At 59.2% G+C, this 15,167-nt stretch carries 15 protein-coding genes and 1 tRNA gene; 10 read left to right on the top strand and 6 right to left on the bottom strand.

Annotated elements, in window-relative coordinates:
- Positions 1 to 62: 62 nt before the first annotated feature.
- Both GZ093_RS16870 and GZ093_RS16865 read left to right on the top strand, forming a co-directional pair.
- On the top strand, positions 63 to 2,000 hold the full coding sequence (locus GZ093_RS16870) for a SurA N-terminal domain-containing protein (RefSeq protein ID WP_296488127.1): 1,938 nt from the start codon (positions 63 to 65) through the stop codon (positions 1,998 to 2,000).
- A gap of 26 nt (positions 2,001 to 2,026) precedes the next feature.
- A tRNA-His gene (locus tag GZ093_RS16865) sits at positions 2,027 to 2,102 on the top strand.
- 110 nt (positions 2,103 to 2,212) lie between these two features.
- Here GZ093_RS16865 and GZ093_RS16860 read toward each other — a convergent pair.
- Both GZ093_RS16860 and GZ093_RS16855 read right to left on the bottom strand, forming a co-directional pair.
- Positions 2,213 to 3,022, bottom strand: a complete 810-nt coding sequence (locus tag GZ093_RS16860) for a sulfite exporter TauE/SafE family protein (RefSeq protein ID WP_296488125.1) — start codon at positions 3,020 to 3,022, stop codon at positions 2,213 to 2,215.
- Positions 3,023 to 3,032: 10 nt separating this feature from the next.
- Positions 3,033 to 3,893 (bottom strand): MBL fold metallo-hydrolase, encoded by an 861-nt coding sequence (locus GZ093_RS16855; protein ID WP_296488123.1) that lies wholly within the window; start codon positions 3,891 to 3,893, stop codon positions 3,033 to 3,035.
- A gap of 143 nt (positions 3,894 to 4,036) precedes the next feature.
- Between GZ093_RS16855 and GZ093_RS16850 the strand changes: the two genes are divergently transcribed.
- Complete coding sequence (locus GZ093_RS16850) at positions 4,037 to 4,852, top strand: TlpA disulfide reductase family protein (protein WP_296488121.1); 816 nt, start codon at positions 4,037 to 4,039, stop codon at positions 4,850 to 4,852.
- 99 nt (positions 4,853 to 4,951) lie between these two features.
- Here the strand turns inward: GZ093_RS16850 and GZ093_RS16845 are convergent, their stop codons facing one another.
- Positions 4,952 to 5,881, bottom strand: coding sequence for a folate-binding protein (locus tag GZ093_RS16845; RefSeq protein ID WP_296488118.1), 930 nt, complete (start codon positions 5,879 to 5,881; stop codon positions 4,952 to 4,954).
- Between the two features lie 46 nt (positions 5,882 to 5,927).
- On the opposite strand from GZ093_RS16845, the gene mltG reads away from it, so the two are divergent.
- The 7 genes from mltG to GZ093_RS16810 all read left to right on the top strand — a co-directional run bounded on the left by mltG (position 5,928) and on the right by GZ093_RS16810 (position 11,356).
- The gene (mltG, locus tag GZ093_RS16840) at positions 5,928 to 6,914 is read left to right on the top strand and encodes an endolytic transglycosylase MltG (protein WP_296488133.1); all 987 of its coding nucleotides are present in this window, start codon (positions 5,928 to 5,930) and stop codon (positions 6,912 to 6,914) included.
- Between the two features lie 3 nt (positions 6,915 to 6,917).
- Positions 6,918 to 7,565, top strand: a complete 648-nt coding sequence (tmk, locus tag GZ093_RS16835) for a dTMP kinase (RefSeq protein WP_296488115.1) — start codon at positions 6,918 to 6,920, stop codon at positions 7,563 to 7,565.
- Positions 7,562 to 8,572, top strand: coding sequence for a DNA polymerase III subunit delta' (locus GZ093_RS16830; RefSeq protein WP_296488113.1), 1,011 nt, complete (start codon positions 7,562 to 7,564; stop codon positions 8,570 to 8,572). The genes tmk and GZ093_RS16830 overlap by 4 nt, the downstream gene beginning before the upstream one ends.
- Positions 8,573 to 8,581: 9 nt before the next feature.
- Positions 8,582 to 8,944 (top strand): PilZ domain-containing protein, encoded by a 363-nt coding sequence (locus GZ093_RS16825; protein WP_296488111.1) that lies wholly within the window; start codon positions 8,582 to 8,584, stop codon positions 8,942 to 8,944.
- Between the two features lie 89 nt (positions 8,945 to 9,033).
- A complete protein-coding gene (locus GZ093_RS16820; RefSeq protein ID WP_296488109.1) occupies positions 9,034 to 9,828 on the top strand; it encodes a TatD family hydrolase in 795 nt (264 codons plus the stop codon).
- Positions 9,829 to 9,851: 23 nt separating this feature from the next.
- Complete coding sequence (locus tag GZ093_RS16815; protein WP_296488107.1) at positions 9,852 to 10,508, top strand: ankyrin repeat domain-containing protein; 657 nt, start codon at positions 9,852 to 9,854, stop codon at positions 10,506 to 10,508.
- A gap of 155 nt (positions 10,509 to 10,663) precedes the next feature.
- On the top strand, positions 10,664 to 11,356 hold the full coding sequence (locus tag GZ093_RS16810) for a crotonase/enoyl-CoA hydratase family protein (protein ID WP_296488105.1): 693 nt from the start codon (positions 10,664 to 10,666) through the stop codon (positions 11,354 to 11,356).
- A 58-nt stretch (positions 11,357 to 11,414) separates the two neighbouring features.
- Here the strand turns inward: GZ093_RS16810 and GZ093_RS16805 are convergent, their stop codons facing one another.
- The 3 genes from GZ093_RS16805 to GZ093_RS16795 all read right to left on the bottom strand — a co-directional run bounded on the left by GZ093_RS16805 (position 11,415) and on the right by GZ093_RS16795 (position 15,135).
- Complete coding sequence (locus GZ093_RS16805; protein ID WP_296488103.1) at positions 11,415 to 13,064, bottom strand: AMP-binding protein; 1,650 nt, start codon at positions 13,062 to 13,064, stop codon at positions 11,415 to 11,417.
- Between the two features lie 76 nt (positions 13,065 to 13,140).
- Positions 13,141 to 14,055 (bottom strand): adenylate/guanylate cyclase domain-containing protein, encoded by a 915-nt coding sequence (locus GZ093_RS16800; RefSeq protein WP_296488101.1) that lies wholly within the window; start codon positions 14,053 to 14,055, stop codon positions 13,141 to 13,143.
- Positions 14,056 to 14,112: 57 nt separating this feature from the next.
- Positions 14,113 to 15,135, bottom strand: coding sequence for an LD-carboxypeptidase (locus GZ093_RS16795; RefSeq protein ID WP_296488131.1), 1,023 nt, complete (start codon positions 15,133 to 15,135; stop codon positions 14,113 to 14,115).
- Between the last annotated feature and the right edge of the window lie 32 nt (positions 15,136 to 15,167).

The following is a 15,167-nucleotide window of genomic DNA, read 5'->3' as shown; positions in this document are numbered from 1 at the left end:
CAACCAGATAAAGGCGAGCAGCATGTTCGCCTTTTTTGTTTTTCTTATTGGAGAGTTCGCGCATGTTTGATTTTGTTCGCAAGCACACGAAGATCATGATGGCAGTGATGTTCTTGCTGATCATCCCTTCGTTTGTACTTTTTGGCATTGATGGCTACAACCAGTCTCGCGATGCGGGTGGTGTCGTTGCTCGCGTTGGCAGCCATGACATCACGCAGGGTGAATGGGACGAGACGCACAGGTCCGAGTCCGATCGCCTGCGCGCCTCCATGCCCAATCTGGATGCCAAGCTGCTTGATTCACCAGCAGCCCGGTATGCCTCGCTGGAGCGACTGGTGCGCGATCGCGTGCTGGCCCAAGCGGCAGACAAATTCAAACTGACGACCAGTGACGCCCGACTGGCGCGCAACTTGCAAGAAAATCCGTCCATCGCATCCCTGCGCCAGGCCGATGGCAAGCTCGACATGGACCGTTATCGCCAGTTGGTTGCCAGCCAGGGTCTGACGCCTGAAGGATTTGAGGCCCGTGTTCGGCAAGACCTGTCTGTTCGTCAGGTAGAAGCAGGCATAGGAGAAACGGGTTTTGCGACAGCTAGCGTTGCCGACGTGGCCTTGAATGCATTCTTTGAAAAGCGTGAGGTGCAGATTGCCAATTTCAACGCAGCAGATTTCGCTTCCAAGGTCACTCCGACTGATGCCGAACTGGAAACGTTTTACAAGGCCAATCAAGCCTTGTTCCAGTCTCCTGAACATGCCAGTATTGAATATGTGGTGTTGGATCTGGATTCGGTCAAGAAAAGTATCGTGATCAGCGAAGCTGACATGAAGTCTTACTATGAGCAAAACGCCGAACGACTGAGTGGCAAGGAAGAACGGCGTGCCAGCCACATCCTGATCAATGCCGCCAAGGATGCGCCTGCCGCTGACCGCCAGAAAGCCAAAGCGCGGGCTGATGAATTGCTGAAAGCAGTGCGTCAATCGCCCGACAGTTTTGCTGATGTAGCAAAAACGAATTCACAAGATACGGGTTCCGCCGCCAATGGGGGCGATCTTGACTTTTTTAGCCGGGGCGCCATGGTCAAACCATTTGAGGATGCAGTGTTCGCCATGAAACAAGGGGACATCAGCGACGTGGTTGAATCGGATTTCGGCTACCACATCATCAAACTGACTGACGTCAAAAAACCGGCTCAACGCAGCTTTGAGGAATTGCGCGCGGGAATCGAGGCTGATCTGAAGGCGCAGCAAGCCCAGACCCGGTTTGCCGAGACCGCCGAGGCCTTTACCAATGGCGTCTACGAGCAATCCGACAGCCTCAAGCCGGTGGCAGAAAAGCTCAAGCTGGAAATCAAGACGGCCACCAATGTTTTGCGCCAAGCAGCCAAGGGTGCAACCGGTGTCTTGGCTAATGAAAAATTCTTGGCGGCCATTTTCAACACGGATTCGATTGAGAAAAAGCGCAATACCGAAGCGATTGAAACAGCGCCCAACCAATTGACAGCAGGACGCGTCACGCAGTACACCCCGGCCCGGACGCTGCCATTTGCCGAAGTGAGTCGGCTTGTGCGTGAGCGTGTGGTTGCCGCGCGTGCGGCGGAACTGGCGAAGAAAGAGGGCATGGACAAACTGTTGGCTTGGAAGGCAGCGCCGGCCACTGCCGCCATGCCAGCACCCGTGGTGATATCGCGCGATCAGTCGCAAAACACGCCGCCCCAAGTCCTGACGGCGGCGTTGCGTGCCGATGCAGCCGCGTTGCCGGCCTTTGTCGGTGTTGATTTGGGAGTCAAGGGTTATAGCGTGGTTCGGGTCAATAAGATTCTGCCGCGAGTGGCGCCGGGCGAAGCAGCGGTCAAACAAGATCGTGCTCAATATGCCCAGTGGTGGAGCGGTGCCGAAACGCAAGCTTTTTACGGATTCCTCCAAGAGCGATTCAAAGCTCAGATCATGACTTCACGCCCAGCGCTTACCGCAACCGATTTGCCTGTGAGCACTCAAAACTAGACGGCAGTGGTTATAATAATCAAACGGTGGCTGTAGCTCAGTTGGTAGAGTCCAGGATTGTGATTCCTGTTGTCGTGGGTTCGAGCCCCATCAGCCACCCCAAGTAAACAAAGGAAAGCCTGCTATTTTAAACGTAGCAGGCTTTTTTGTTGGGCCGTTCTGCCAAGGCATCGGCTGGTCTGTTCACGGTTTTGATTCTGTGTGGCTTGTTGTCAGTTTGACACCCAGCCCATGGCTCTTGCCAGCATGAAAATGGCAACCAACACGCTGAACCAGGCAAAGGCTTTCTGCAAGCCTTTGGCGTTGAGCTTCTTTGCGATCTGTTGCCCGGCCAATAAAGCCAAAACGGCACCGCTGGCAAACGGCAGCGCCACATCCCAGCGCACAGGCCCATGCGTCGCCGCTGCCAAAACGCCGCTCACAGAGACCAGTGCAATCACCGCCAGCGAAGTCAACTGAATGCTGCGTATGTCCAGATCGGTGTAGCGCGTCAGGGCTGGAACGATGACAAAGCCGCCACCGACGCCGAGCAGTCCGCTGAGCAGTCCCGCGATCAGGCCGCTGCCGGTCAATGCACGGGCACAAGGCAGCGTCCAGGTCAGACGTTGATCCAACCTATTGACACGGCATAGGACCGCAGCCGCCACATGCGCAACTGAAGGATTGGGGCGTCTGAGCATTCGCCAGGCGGTGTAAATCAGCACCAGCGCAAAAGCACCTAACAACGGTCGATTCGGCAGTCGCTGCGCCAGCAAGACGCCCAATGGGGCCATCAGCATGCCAGCCGAGCCAATCAGTGCGGCAGCCCGGTAGCGCACGATGCCCTGGCGCAATCCCAGCGCCGCCCCCAAGATCGCGGCCAGGCCAACCGCCACCAAACCTACCGGCGCCGCTTGTTGCACCGGCAGATGCAGACCAAACACCAGGAGCGGTATCGCCATGACGCCACCGCCCGCGCCCGTGAGCGCCATCACCAGCCCGATGAGCGCGCCCAGCGCAACCGTCAGTATCAAAGAATCCATGTCACGCGGTTCAGAGGGTGTTGACCGGAATTTTCAGGTAGCTGACACCATTGTCTTCCGGGGGTGGCAGTCGGCCTGCGCGCACGTTGACCTGAATCGCAGGCAGGAGCAGTGTCGGCATGGCCAGGGTTTTGTCGCGGGCCGTGCGCATGCTGACGAAGTCTGCCTCGGTCACCCCATCGTGCACATGAATATTCTTTTCACGCTGTTCCATCACCGTGGTGCGCCACATCGGTGCCCGACCTTCCGGCGGGTAGTCATGGCACAAATGGAGCCGCGTGTCGGGCGCCAGCGCCAGTATCTTCTGGATTGATCGGTACAAAGTGACTGCGTCACCGCCAGGGAAGTCACAACGGGACGAGCCGTAGTCGGGCATGAACAGTGTGTCGCCAATGAAGGCGTCCTGGCCCATCAGAAAAGTCAAACAGGCCGGGGTGTGACCGGGCGTGTACATCACCGAGACGTCGAGTTCCCCAATCTTGAATTGCCCGCCATCATCGAGCAGATGGTCGAACTCGCCACCGTCGGTGCTCATGTCTTTGGCATTGAATATTTTCTTGAACACGGCCTGCACGTCACAAATACGGCGACCGATGGCCAGCTTGCCACCCAGCTTCCCTTGGATGTAAGGCGCAGCCGACAAGTGGTCAGCATGGGCATGAGTTTCCAGCAGCCACTCAAGCGTCAGCTCCTCTTGTCGGATGTACTCAATCACCCGGTCGGCGTTGGTGTGCGAGGTGTGGCCCGACTTGGGGTCGTAGTCGAGCACGCTGTCGATAATAGCCGCACGTCGGGTCATCGGATCGGACACCACGTGGGTGACGGTGCCAGTCTCGGGATCGAAGAAGGATTGGATTTTTGGTTTTTGCATGGCTGATACCTGACACGGGTTGAAGAGGTTAGCAGAAATGAGATAAAACGACTGTGCGCGCGACATGCCGAGTGCATCATCGCTGATCCCAGTGTTGGCGACTTTCTCGCTCGTCTGACACCAATCAAACAAGGACATCGACTATGCTGACCGTGAATCTGGGCTCCCTGCCCGTGCCAATTGCCCTGATGCTGCTGGCGGTGGCCTTGCTGGTTGCCACTGGTGTGGGGCACGTGATGGGGCGGGATCAGAAAATTGGCATAGGCAGTGTCCTGGTAGACATGTTGTGGGCGGGATTGCTGATGGCACGCATCGCCTTCATTGCCGCCTGGTTTGATTTGTACCAGTCTGCACCGTGGTCGATGTTAGATATCCGCGACGGTGGTTTCACGCCTTGGGCGGGGCTGTTGGCGGCATTGGCGGTGGCGATCTGGCGCGGCTGGCGCACTGCCCCATTGCGAAAACCGCTGGCCTGGGGCGTGACAGCCGGGGCGCTTGCCTGGGGCGGGATGTTTGGCGCCATTCAGACGATGAACAATGCGCCGCTGCCTCAGGTGCCGTTGACAACGCTGGCGGGCGAGTCGGCAGACCTCGCTGCGCTGGCAGGAGGCAAGCCGATGGTTGTCAACTTGTGGGCCACTTGGTGCCCACCCTGCCGACGCGAGATGCCGGTGCTCGCCGCCGCGCAAAAACAGGAAACCGGTGTGGTTTTTGTCTTTGTCAATCAAGGCGAGCAAGGGGCGACTGCCCAGCGCTACCTCAACATCGCGAATTTTGACCTGGCGAATGTCCTGCTCGATCCCGGCACCCGGCTGGGTCGCGAAGTTGGTTCGGGCTCATTGCCAACCACTCTTTTCTACGATACCCATGGCCGACTGGTCGATACCCACCTGGGCGAGCTGTCGGCTGCCTCGCTGGCCAGCAAATTGCGCAGACTTCGTGCACCATTGAAACGTTGAACCCTTCGAGATATCAAGGCACAGCCCCATTCTTGCTGTTGGCTCAGGGAGCCTGTCCAGAACCGGGGTGATGCGCCATGCCAATCCCATCGGAGATCGTCAAATGTCCGCCAGCAAAGGGTAGGGCGGTGGTGACAGCGTCAGCAACGGACCATCAGCTTGTCTGGCGTGCACACCTCCACCCGAAAATGCGCTGATCTGCATCGACACAATGGCATCAACGCCGCCGGTGGGCGCGGCCGCCGCTTGCACCACCATGCCACAAGGCTGCGCCGCATCATCCGGTGCAAACAGTTCATCACCCGCAATCAAAGACGCCTCGGCATGGGCCAGGTAAGCGCGGCGCTTGAGCGTGCCCCTGAACTGGCTGCGTGCCACCACCTCCTGCCCCGGGTAGCAGCCTTTTTTGAAGTTGACACCGCCGACCGACTCGTAATTGAGCATTTGCGGCACAAAAGCCTCTACCACCGGCTGGGTGATGGTGGCAATGCCGCTGCGGACCTCACCCCAGGCCCATTGCTCAGGCGTCAACGCGGCGCCCACGGGCGCCGGCGTGTCCACCGGTGCCACCCACAGGGCGCGCGCTACGGCGTCGGCGGGGTACAAATTGACCAGAGAAATGGAATCAAAATCAGCCTTAGCCCAGGCGATAACTGCGTAGCCAGCTATATTTTCAGTAGCATTCTTGAGGGCCGCGCCAGCCAGTCCGTACAGCAAAAACAAGTCGCTGGCGTCACTCAGTTTGACCTTGGCGCGAAGGACAAACATCGACAGACGCTTGATGGTAGCGGCCAGAATGTCACGGCTGCACAGCAGCAGGATGTCGGTCGGGCCGCGCTTGAAGCCAATGAAACTGGCTTGCATCCGGCCCTTGGCCGAGCAAAAAGCCGCCAGCCGCGCTTCAGACTGACCCAGCAGCAAGAAATCCTGCGTCAGCTGGCCCTGCAAGAATTTGGCAGCGTCTTCGCCTTGGGCACGGATCACGCCCAGATCGTTCAGCTTTACGACGCCATTGAGTTCGATATTCATGGGTGAATTATCATCCGGCCTCAATTCGCTGGAGGGCTGTAAGGCTGTGCGTCGTCTATTTACGCTTTTAATTGTCGTCGCGGCCTTGGCCAGCGGCGGTGCGCTGTGGTGGCTGAACCAAAGTTTGCCCATGGGCACCGAGACGGTGGACTTGGCCGTGGAGCCGGGCACCTTGCCCCGCGCCGTGGCGCAAGCCGTGGCCGATGCGGGAATCGAGGTCAATCCCCTGCTGCTGTACGGGTGGTTTCGCTTCTCCGGTGAAGCGCGCCAGATCAAAGCCGGCAGTTACGAAATTGAACGTGGTGTGACGCCGCGCAGCCTGCTGCGTAAACTGGTGCGCGGTGACGAAGCCTTGCGGGCCGTGACGCTGGTGGAAGGCTGGACCTTCGCGCAATTCCGCTCGGCGTTACTAAAAGCGGAGCACCTTACGCCCACTACACGGGGGCTAGCGCCTGATTTGATCATGAAGTCGTTGGAGCGGCCGGGCCTGCACCCGGAAGGGCGATTCTTCCCGGACACCTACACCTACACCAAAGGCAGCAGCGATCTCGCGCTGCTCAAGCGCGCCTTGCGGGCGATGGACAAGCGGCTGGAATCGGCTTGGGCGCAGCGCGCACCGGATACGCCTTTGAAAACGCCCGATGAGGCATTGACGCTGGCCAGCATCATCGAAAAAGAAACCGGCCGTGCCAGCGACCAGGCGATGATTGCCGCCGTGTTCAGCAACCGCTTGCGCATCGGCATGATGCTGCAGACCGACCCGACCGTGATTTACGGCTTGGGCGAGAAGTTTGACGGTAACCTGCGTCGCACGGACTTGCAGACCGACACCCCCTGGAACACCTACACCCGCACCGGTTTACCGCCAACCCCGATTGCCATGCCGGGCAAGTCCGCGCTGCTCGCGGCGGTGCGACCAACGCCATCCAAGGCGCTGTATTTTGTGGCACGCGGCGACGGTACCAGCGAGTTCAGCGCCGACTTGGCAGCGCACAATCGGGCGGTGAACAAATTCCAGCGCGGACAACAATAAAACATGGCATCCCAGGGACTTTTCATCAGCTTTGAAGGCATTGATGGCGCCGGCAAGTCCACGCACATCGACGCGCTGGCGCAGGCGTTTCGGGCGCAGGGGCGGGCGGTGACGCTCACGCGCGAGCCCGGCGGCACGCCCTTGGCCGAAAAGCTCCGTGTTCTGGTGTTGAACGACGCGATGGACGCCATGACCGAGGCGCTGCTGGTGTTTGCCGCCCGGCGCGATCATCTGCAGCAACTGATCGAGCCGGCGCTGGCCCGGGGCGACGTCGTGCTGTGCGACCGCTTTACCGATGCCACCTTTGCCTACCAGGGCGGTGGGCGCGGTTTTAATCTGGAAACACTCTCATTTTTAGAGCGCACTGTGCAATCCGTGCAAGGGCTGGAGCCTGATTTGATCAGAAACCCTGACCTGACGGTGTGGTTTGATCTGGCGGCTGAAATTGCGGCGCAGCGTTTGGCCGGCGCACGCAGCCCGGACAAATTCGAGGCCGAGCCGGTCGAGTTCTTCCGGCGTGTCTCTGACGGCTACCGGCAACGAATGACGGCTTGCCCCCAGCGCTTCGCCCGCATCGAGGCCCACCAGACGCGTGAGGCCGTCTGGCACGATGTGTTGCACGCGGTGCAAGCCAAAGGCTGGCTGGCATGAACCTGCCTGACGTGGCGCCCTGGATTGCCGCGCAGAGCAAGGCGTTGCTGGCGCAAAACGGCCATGCCTGGTTGCTGGTGGGCCCGTCCGGGCTCGGCCAGTACCGCCTGGCACTGGCGCTGGTCAGCGCCTGGCTGTGCGAGCGCCCAACAGAGCAGGGCGCTTGCGGCACCTGCGGCAGTTGCCATGCGATCGAGGTGCGCACCCATGCTGACTTGTGCGTGTTGATGCCTGAGACCGTGTCACTGGATTTGGGCTGGCCCCTGAGCGAGAAGGCACAAGGCGAGATTGATGCCAAAACGCGCAAGCCAAGCAAGGAAATCCGCATCGAGGCCATGCGTGATGCCGTCGAGTTTTCGCAGCGCACCAGCGCGCGCGGTCGCGGCAAGGCCGTGCTGGTGTTTCCGGCCGAGCGCATGAACCACGTCACTGCCAATGCGCTGCTCAAGACCCTGGAGGAGCCGCCCGGGGACGTGAAGTTTGTCTTGGCGAGCGAGGCCGCCCACCAGCTGCTGCCGACCATTCGCAGTCGCTGTCTGGCGCACACCATGGTTTGGCCGACGCCTGATGTTGCGCTGGCGTGGCTGCAGCAGCGAGGCCTCGATTCGGCGCAAGCTGCGGTGATGCTGCGCGCCTCGGGGGGCCGCCCGGACGACGCCCTGCAGTTGGCGCAAGCCGGCCCCGGCGGGCCGACGCCGGCCGGTTGGGTCAAGTTGCCCCAAGCGATGGCGCGCGGCGACGTGAGCGGGCTCAAGGATTGGACCCCGACGCAAGCCGTCGACGCCCTACAGAAGCTCTGTCATGACCTGTTGACCGTCAAGGTGGGTGCCGCGCCCCGTTTTTTTGATGCCGCGGACTTGCCCTCGGTCAGTTCCCTGCCCAGCTTGACGGCTTGGGCCAAGGCGCTGGGGGCTGCCGCGCGCACGGTCGAACACCCTTTTAACAGCGGGCTGATGCTGGAAGCACTGGTGAGTCAGGCGCAAAATGCCCTCAATGCAAAGAATTAGCCAACGCCCATGAGTAATCCAACGCCAGTCACCCCGCGCCCGAGCGTCATTCAATTGGCCATCAAGGAAAAATCGGCACTGTACGCGGCCTATATTCCCTTGTTTACCGAAGGCGGCATCTTTATTCCGACCACGCGCGAATACGAGTTGGGCGACGATGTTTACGTGTTGCTGTCGCTGCCAGATGACCCGCAGCGTTACCCGATTGCAGGCAAAGTGGCGTGGGTGACACCGCCCAGGGCGACCAACAACCGCACGCAGGGCGTTGGCATCTTGTTTCCCCAGGATGAAAAATCGCGTTTGCTCAAGCTCAAGATTGAAGAAATTTTGGGCGGTCATCTGGCCTCAGATCGTCCCACGCAGACGATCTGAACTCCCGTTTCGCGCCGCAAAGGGGTCTGGGCAGCTCGTCCGCAATGCAGGTCAAACTGACCCGCTCGTTACTTCTTATGAACCCTTGTATGTTTACCGACTCGCACTGCCACCTTAATTTTCCGGAACTCCTGTCTCAGCTGCCGGCCATCCGCCAAGCCATGAGCGAGGCCAAGGTGGATCGCGCCCTGTGCATCAGCACCACACTGGAAGAATTTGGCGCAGTCCATACGTTGGCTACCCAATACGCCAATTTTTGGGCCACGGTCGGCGTGCACCCGGACAATGAAGGCGTTCAGGAGCCGAGTCTGCAGGACTTGCTGACCCGCGGCCGGCTGCCACGTGTGGTCGGGATCGGCGAGACCGGGCTTGACTATTACCGGCTGGGCGAGCGCAGTGTTGCTGACATGGCGTGGCAACGCGAGCGCTTTCGCACCCACATCCGCGCCGCCCGGCAGTTGGCCAAACCGCTGGTGATTCATACCCGATCTGCGTCTATTGATACCCTGGCGATTCTGCGGGAAGAGGGTGAGAACGGCACTATGGGCAGCGCCGGCGGCGTTTTTCATTGCTTTACCGAAACGCTGGAGGTCGCGCGATCGGCGCTCGACTTGGGCTTTTACATTTCTTTTTCTGGCATTCTGACGTTCAAGAGCGCCCAAGAGCTGCGCGATGTCGCCGCCTTCGTACCGCTGGACCGCATGCTGATCGAGACCGACAGTCCCTATCTGGCGCCAGTCCCGTACCGGGGCAAGACCAACAATCCGGCCTTGGTTCCCTATGTCGCGGCGCAGCTCGCTGAGATCAGGCGCTGCCCGGTGCAAGAGATTGCCAGCATCACCAGTCGCAATTTCGAGGCGCTGTTCAAAGGAGTATTGCTGTGACGGCAGTTGGCAAACCATATTTAATGTTTAACTTTAAGACTATTTTTTATCTTATTGTTTTATATGCTTATTCTATTTGTCAAGCCGGGTCTTATGACGATTTCTTCACGGCCATCAAACGTGACGATGCCAACACCGTCATCAGCCTTTTGAACCGGGGCTTTGACGCCAATACGCTCAGCCCGGCGGGTGAACATGGTTTGTTGCTGGCCCTGCGGGAACCGTCGCTCAAGGTGGCGACGGTCCTGATCAACTGGCCCAAGACCCAGGTTGAGTCGCGCAACCGCCAGGACGAAAGCCCGCTCATGCTCGCTGCCATCAAGGGTTTGACCGACATCTGCCAGCAGCTCATCAGCAAAGGCGCGGACGTCAACAAGCCAGGCTGGGCGCCGCTGCATTACGCGGCCACCCATGGGCATCTGGCGGTAATGAACCTGCTGTTGGAAAACCATGCCTATATCGACGCAGCGTCACCCAACGGCAGCACGCCGTTGATGTTGGCAGCAAGCTACGGCACACCGGCAGCCGTGAAACTGCTGCTGGAAGCCGGCGCAGACCCCATGCTCAAGAATGAGCAAGGCCTGTCGGCGATTGATTTTGCCCAACGCGCGAACCGTGCTGATTCCGCCGAAATCATTGCCGCCTTTGTGCGCAGTCGCCAGCCCAAAGGAAAATGGTAAGTGATCTGAATCGTACTTTATACGATGTATATTATGTTAAGTTAAGTCGCAAGATCGTTTCTCTCTTTTTTGGACTCTCCTGCCATGCCTGCCATCACCTCTCCTGCAATCGCTGCGGTTAGACTGTCGGCTTTGCCACTTACGGGATATTGATCATGAGCAAACTGGTTACGTACGACCTGGCCGACGGTGTCGCCACGCTGACGCTGGACAATGGCAAGGTGAATGCCCTGTCGCCTGATCTGATTGCGGACTTCAATCAGGCGCTGGATCAGGCCGAGCAAGATCGCGCGGTAGTGATCATCACCGGCAAGCCCGGCATTCTTTCCGGCGGATTCGATCTGAAGGTCATGATGTCAGGCCCGCAAAATGCGATTGATCTGGTGACCGCCGGCTCACTGTTGACGCGCCGGATGTTGGCCCACCCGCTTCCGATCATCGTTGCCTGTCCGGGCCACGCGGTTGCCAAAGGTGCGTTTTTGTTGCTGGCAGCCGATTACCGAATTGGCGTTGAGGGGCCGTTCAATATCGGGCTCAACGAGGTGCAAATCGGCATGACCATGCACCATGTAGGTATCGAATTGGCGCGTGACCGCTTGAGCCCAGCAGCATTTCAACGCTCTGTCATCAGCGCTGAAATGTTCAATCCCCAAGGAGCGTTGGTCGCGGGCTTTTTTGACCAGGTGGTGGCGGTTGAGCAGTTGCTGCTCACGGCCCAGGAAGTCGCCCAACGTTTGAAGAAAATCAACATGCCAGCGCACAAGAACACCAAGCTCAAGGCCCGCAAAGCGCTGTTGGAGACTCTCGACAGTGCCTTGGAGCGCGACAAAATAAGCGGCTTGCATTGAGAGCCAGGGCTGGCGCGGATAGCGCCTGCCTTGCCTTCCCCTGAAGGCAGTGAAGACGCTAGCTCTTGGGTAGGTCGCGCAGGTCGCGGCGCAGGATCTTTCCGATCGGCGACTTGGGCAATTCATCGCGAAACGTAATGTGGCGCGGGATCTTGTAGCCGGTGAGTTGGCTCCTGCAATGCGCGATGATGTCTTCCTTCGTGAGATTGGGGTCTTTTCTGACAATCACTACTTTCACCGTCTCGCCGGTTTTTTCATCGGGTATGCCCACCGCCCCGCATTCAAGCACTCCCGGATGCGTCGCGATCACGCTCTCAATCTCATTGGGGTAGACGTTGAAACCAGAAACCAGAATCATGTCTTTTTTGCGGTCGGTGATGGTGAAACCGCCCTCGCTGTCCAGATGGCCGATATCGCCGGTTTTTAACCAGCCGTCCTGCATCACCTTGGCGGTTTCTGCCGGGTTGTTCCAGTAGCCCTTCATGACCTGCGGACCACGGATGCAAATTTCGCCGGTGTGCTGTTCAATATCGCCCTCGCCGCGCCAGACTGGCAACTCGTTGAAGTGCTCATCGCGGATCGAGACGTCAGTGGACGGGATCGGCAAACCGATTTTGCCGTCCCAGGGTGTGGAAAGCGGGTTGGCGCAGACCCCAGGCGAGGTCTCGGTCAGGCCGTAGGCCTCCATGATGTAACGCCCAGTCACTTGCTGCCAGCGCTCGGCCACCGATTTTTGGACCGCGGCGCCACCGCCCACCACCACTTTGAGGGTGGAAAAATCGAGTTGGGCAAAGCCCGGGGCATTCAGCAGGCCGTTGAACAAGGTATTGACGCCGGTCATGACGCTGAACTTCCACCGCCTGAGCTCCTTCACCAGCGCCGGCAAGTCGCGCGGATTGGTGATGAGCACGATCAGACTGCCCCACTTCATGAACGACAGGGTTGAGGTCAGGCAGAAGATGTGATACAGCGGCAACGGCGCAATGGCGATCTCGGCGCCCGGTTGGAAGCTCGCCGAGATCCAGACACCGGTTTGTTCGACGTTGGCCAAAACGTTGCGGTGGGTCAGCATGGCGCCCTTGGAGACACCGGTGGTACCACCGGTGTACTGCAGGAAAGCGATGTCCTCGCCCTTGACTTGAACCGGCTTGAGCTCAGAGCGGGCGCCGAGCGCCAGCGCGGCCCGAAAGCCGATGGCGCCCTCGATGTGCCAGGTCGGCACCATCTTTTTCACCTTCTTGATGACGAAGTTGACCAGCCAGCGCTTCGGCCAGGGCAACAGGTCGCCGACTTGCGTGGTGATCACATGCTTGACCGGCGTCTTGCCAAGCACGCCCTGCAGCACGCTGGCGAAGTTCTCAATAATGACGATGGCTTTGGCGCCAGAATCCTGTAACTGATGTTCTAACTCACGCGGTGTGTACAAGGGGTTGACATTCACGACGACCATGCCCGCACGCAGGATGCCAAACAGTGCCACCGGGTATTGCAGCAGGTTGGGCGCCATGATGGCGACGCGGTCGCCCTGCGCCATACCGGGCAATCCCTGCAGAAAGGCGGCAAACTCGCACGTCAGGCGCTCCAGGTCGGCATAGCTCAAGGTGCGGCCAAGGTTGTGAAAAGCCGGTCGGTCAGCGAACTTGGCTGCCGTTTTCTCTAGCAAATCGGGGATCGACTTGAATAAGTCGGGATTGATCTCGGCGGGCATGCCGACGGGATAATTTTTGAGCCAGATTTGCTTATCGATGTTGTTCTCCGTTGAAAGTTGATTGAGGGCTACGCCCTCAGGACACTGAAAAATGTACGGTCGGCGCGCTCAGGTCGGCAAATGATGTGCCGAGGGCAATTTCACCGCGCCCGTGCAAGACGCATTCCTCGCGCCTGAGCAAGAGGTCAGAGCCGCCGCCCGAAAATCGCACCCAGCAGCCGTAGGAGCTGAGGTCGACCAGCATGACGCTGCCATTGCGCCAGTCAATGCGTGCGTGGGTGCGAGAAACGCGTGGGTCATTTACAACCAACTCGGCCTGGTGCATGCGCCCAATTTGAATCGGCAGTTCAAATGACTGGAAGGTCTTGCAGGTGTCAAGCCAGGTCAGCTCAATCTGGCCGCCCAGTGCATCGGTTTGAGTCACATCAAACTGCGGGTCCATCTCGGCCTGCATGGTCAGAAAATCAGAGGAGACGTCCTCTTGCCAATCGACCTGGTAGACGGTACACGGCTCGGCGCGCCCACGGATGTTGATCGGCCCCAGAACGCGAAAGCGCACACCCTCCGCTTCCGCGGCGCTGTCCAGCGCAGCGCTATTGGCCCAGATCTGGTGGGCACCCGAGAGGTCACTCAGACGCGCCGCTATATTGACGGCATCGCCATAACAGTCGCCAGCCAAGAGTTCGACATCACCACTGGCCACGCCGATGCGGATCGGCATCCGTTGGGAGGGCGGAACCAGGGTCATGCGTTTTTGATGCCTGCGTTGTATCTCGACCACGGCATTGATGGCGGATCCGCTGTCCGCAAACAGGGCCAGCACCCCATCGCCCAGCATTTTGACAACCCGCCCACCGTGCGATTCAACGACTGCGGCAATCCAGGTCGTTATCTGCGTCACAGCCAGCGTCGCCTTGGCATTGCCCAAGGCTTCAAAGACACTTGTGCTGCCAAACAGATCGGCAAATACGACAGTCGTGTGCTCACCCATACCCAGCTGATTCCGTTTCTTGATCTTGGACCGAGTTTAGGTCAAATCCCCACATTTTCAGGTGTGGCCCCAAAACAGCAAGGCGTCGCGTCCCTGCACCATCAGATCGGTTTTAGCGCCCACTGGCAACAGCACTTTGGTGGCGACATGGCCATAGGGCAAGTTGGTGAGCACCGGGGTTTTCGTCTGCTGGCGCAGCCAGTTCACGACTGTCTGCAATTTGTAGCCCCGGTCGTGCGGCACCAGTTTGAAGTCGGTGAACTGACCCAGCAAAATCGCTTTTTGCCGCGCCAAAACACCCGCATGCAACAGCTGCGTCAGCATGCGCTCGATCCGGTAAGGATGTTCGGCCACATCTTCCAGAAACAGGATGCCGCCTTTGACCTCCGGAAGGTACGGCGTGCCCAGCAGCGAGCACAACAGCGACAGGTTGCCACCCCAAAGTATTGATTTATTTATGCCAAATGAGGCTGTAGCCCCCGTGGATATTGCCTTAGTAGCTATTAAATTTGCATCAACCGGCAGGTGGGATGCAGCGCTGCTGACCGGCTCACGCAGTTGCCGCCAGCCCGCGCCCTCCCCCTGCCCGCTTATCAGATCGTCAAAGCAGGCTTCCATGATGTCGTCGGGCACAAGCTGGGGGGCTGTGACGTGCACGCTGGCAGCAACTTGCTTGCCGCCTACGCCAAAACCTTCGCACAGGCCCGGCCCTGCCCAGGTGACGCGCCCGGTTTTCGCCAGCACGGCACTCTGAAAGGCCGTGAAATCGCTGATACCCACGAAGCGCATGCCTTGATCGATCGCCTTGGCCACGGCTTTGTAGTGAATGCCCGGCAGAATGCGGCTCAGGCCGTAGCCACCGCGAGAGATCAACGCAACATCGGCCCCGCTGGCTGCAGCGCGGTGAATGGCCGCCAGGCGGGTCTCGTCGTCCCCGGCAAAGCGCAAATGACTGGCCAGCGCGGCCGCGTCGACTTCAACCTCATGGCCCAGGGACTCAAGCCGCGCCACGCCGCGTTTGAAAGCGGCCTTGTCGCGCACGGCGCCAGACGGAGAATAAATGTAGATGTGCTTGTTCATAATGAATTCGAATTGGATTTCAGGGCGCTCGC

The sequence above is a fragment of the Rhodoferax sp. genome (genome assembly GCF_010365055.1).
In the GTDB taxonomy this organism is placed as follows: Bacteria; Pseudomonadota; Gammaproteobacteria; order Burkholderiales; family Burkholderiaceae_C; genus Rhodoferax.
The sequence above is the reverse complement of the archived record's forward strand: the minus strand, read 5'-3'. Positions and strand labels throughout refer to the sequence as shown.

Coding starts and splice junctions, on each gene's coding strand:
- GZ093_RS16855 (WP_296488123.1), bottom strand. CDS start 3,893: ATGCAAAAACCAAAAATCCAATCCTTCTTCGATCCCGAGACTGGCACC.
- GZ093_RS16860 (WP_296488125.1), bottom strand. CDS start 3,022: ATGGATTCTTTGATACTGACGGTTGCGCTGGGCGCGCTCATCGGGCTG.
- GZ093_RS16825 (WP_296488111.1), top strand. CDS start 8,582: ATGAGTAATCCAACGCCAGTCACCCCGCGCCCGAGCGTCATTCAATTG.
- tmk (WP_296488115.1), top strand. CDS start 6,918: ATGGCATCCCAGGGACTTTTCATCAGCTTTGAAGGCATTGATGGCGCC.
- GZ093_RS16830 (WP_296488113.1), top strand. CDS start 7,562: ATGAACCTGCCTGACGTGGCGCCCTGGATTGCCGCGCAGAGCAAGGCG.
- GZ093_RS16810 (WP_296488105.1), top strand. CDS start 10,664: ATGAGCAAACTGGTTACGTACGACCTGGCCGACGGTGTCGCCACGCTG.
- GZ093_RS16850 (WP_296488121.1), top strand. CDS start 4,037: ATGCTGACCGTGAATCTGGGCTCCCTGCCCGTGCCAATTGCCCTGATG.
- GZ093_RS16870 (WP_296488127.1), top strand. CDS start 63: ATGTTTGATTTTGTTCGCAAGCACACGAAGATCATGATGGCAGTGATG.
- GZ093_RS16805 (WP_296488103.1), bottom strand. CDS start 13,064: ATGCCCGCCGAGATCAATCCCGACTTATTCAAGTCGATCCCCGATTTG.
- GZ093_RS16795 (WP_296488131.1), bottom strand. CDS start 15,135: ATGAACAAGCACATCTACATTTATTCTCCGTCTGGCGCCGTGCGCGAC.
- GZ093_RS16820 (WP_296488109.1), top strand. CDS start 9,034: ATGTTTACCGACTCGCACTGCCACCTTAATTTTCCGGAACTCCTGTCT.
- GZ093_RS16800 (WP_296488101.1), bottom strand. CDS start 14,055: ATGGGTGAGCACACGACTGTCGTATTTGCCGATCTGTTTGGCAGCACA.
- GZ093_RS16845 (WP_296488118.1), bottom strand. CDS start 5,881: ATGAATATCGAACTCAATGGCGTCGTAAAGCTGAACGATCTGGGCGTG.
- GZ093_RS16815 (WP_296488107.1), top strand. CDS start 9,852: ATGTTTAACTTTAAGACTATTTTTTATCTTATTGTTTTATATGCTTAT.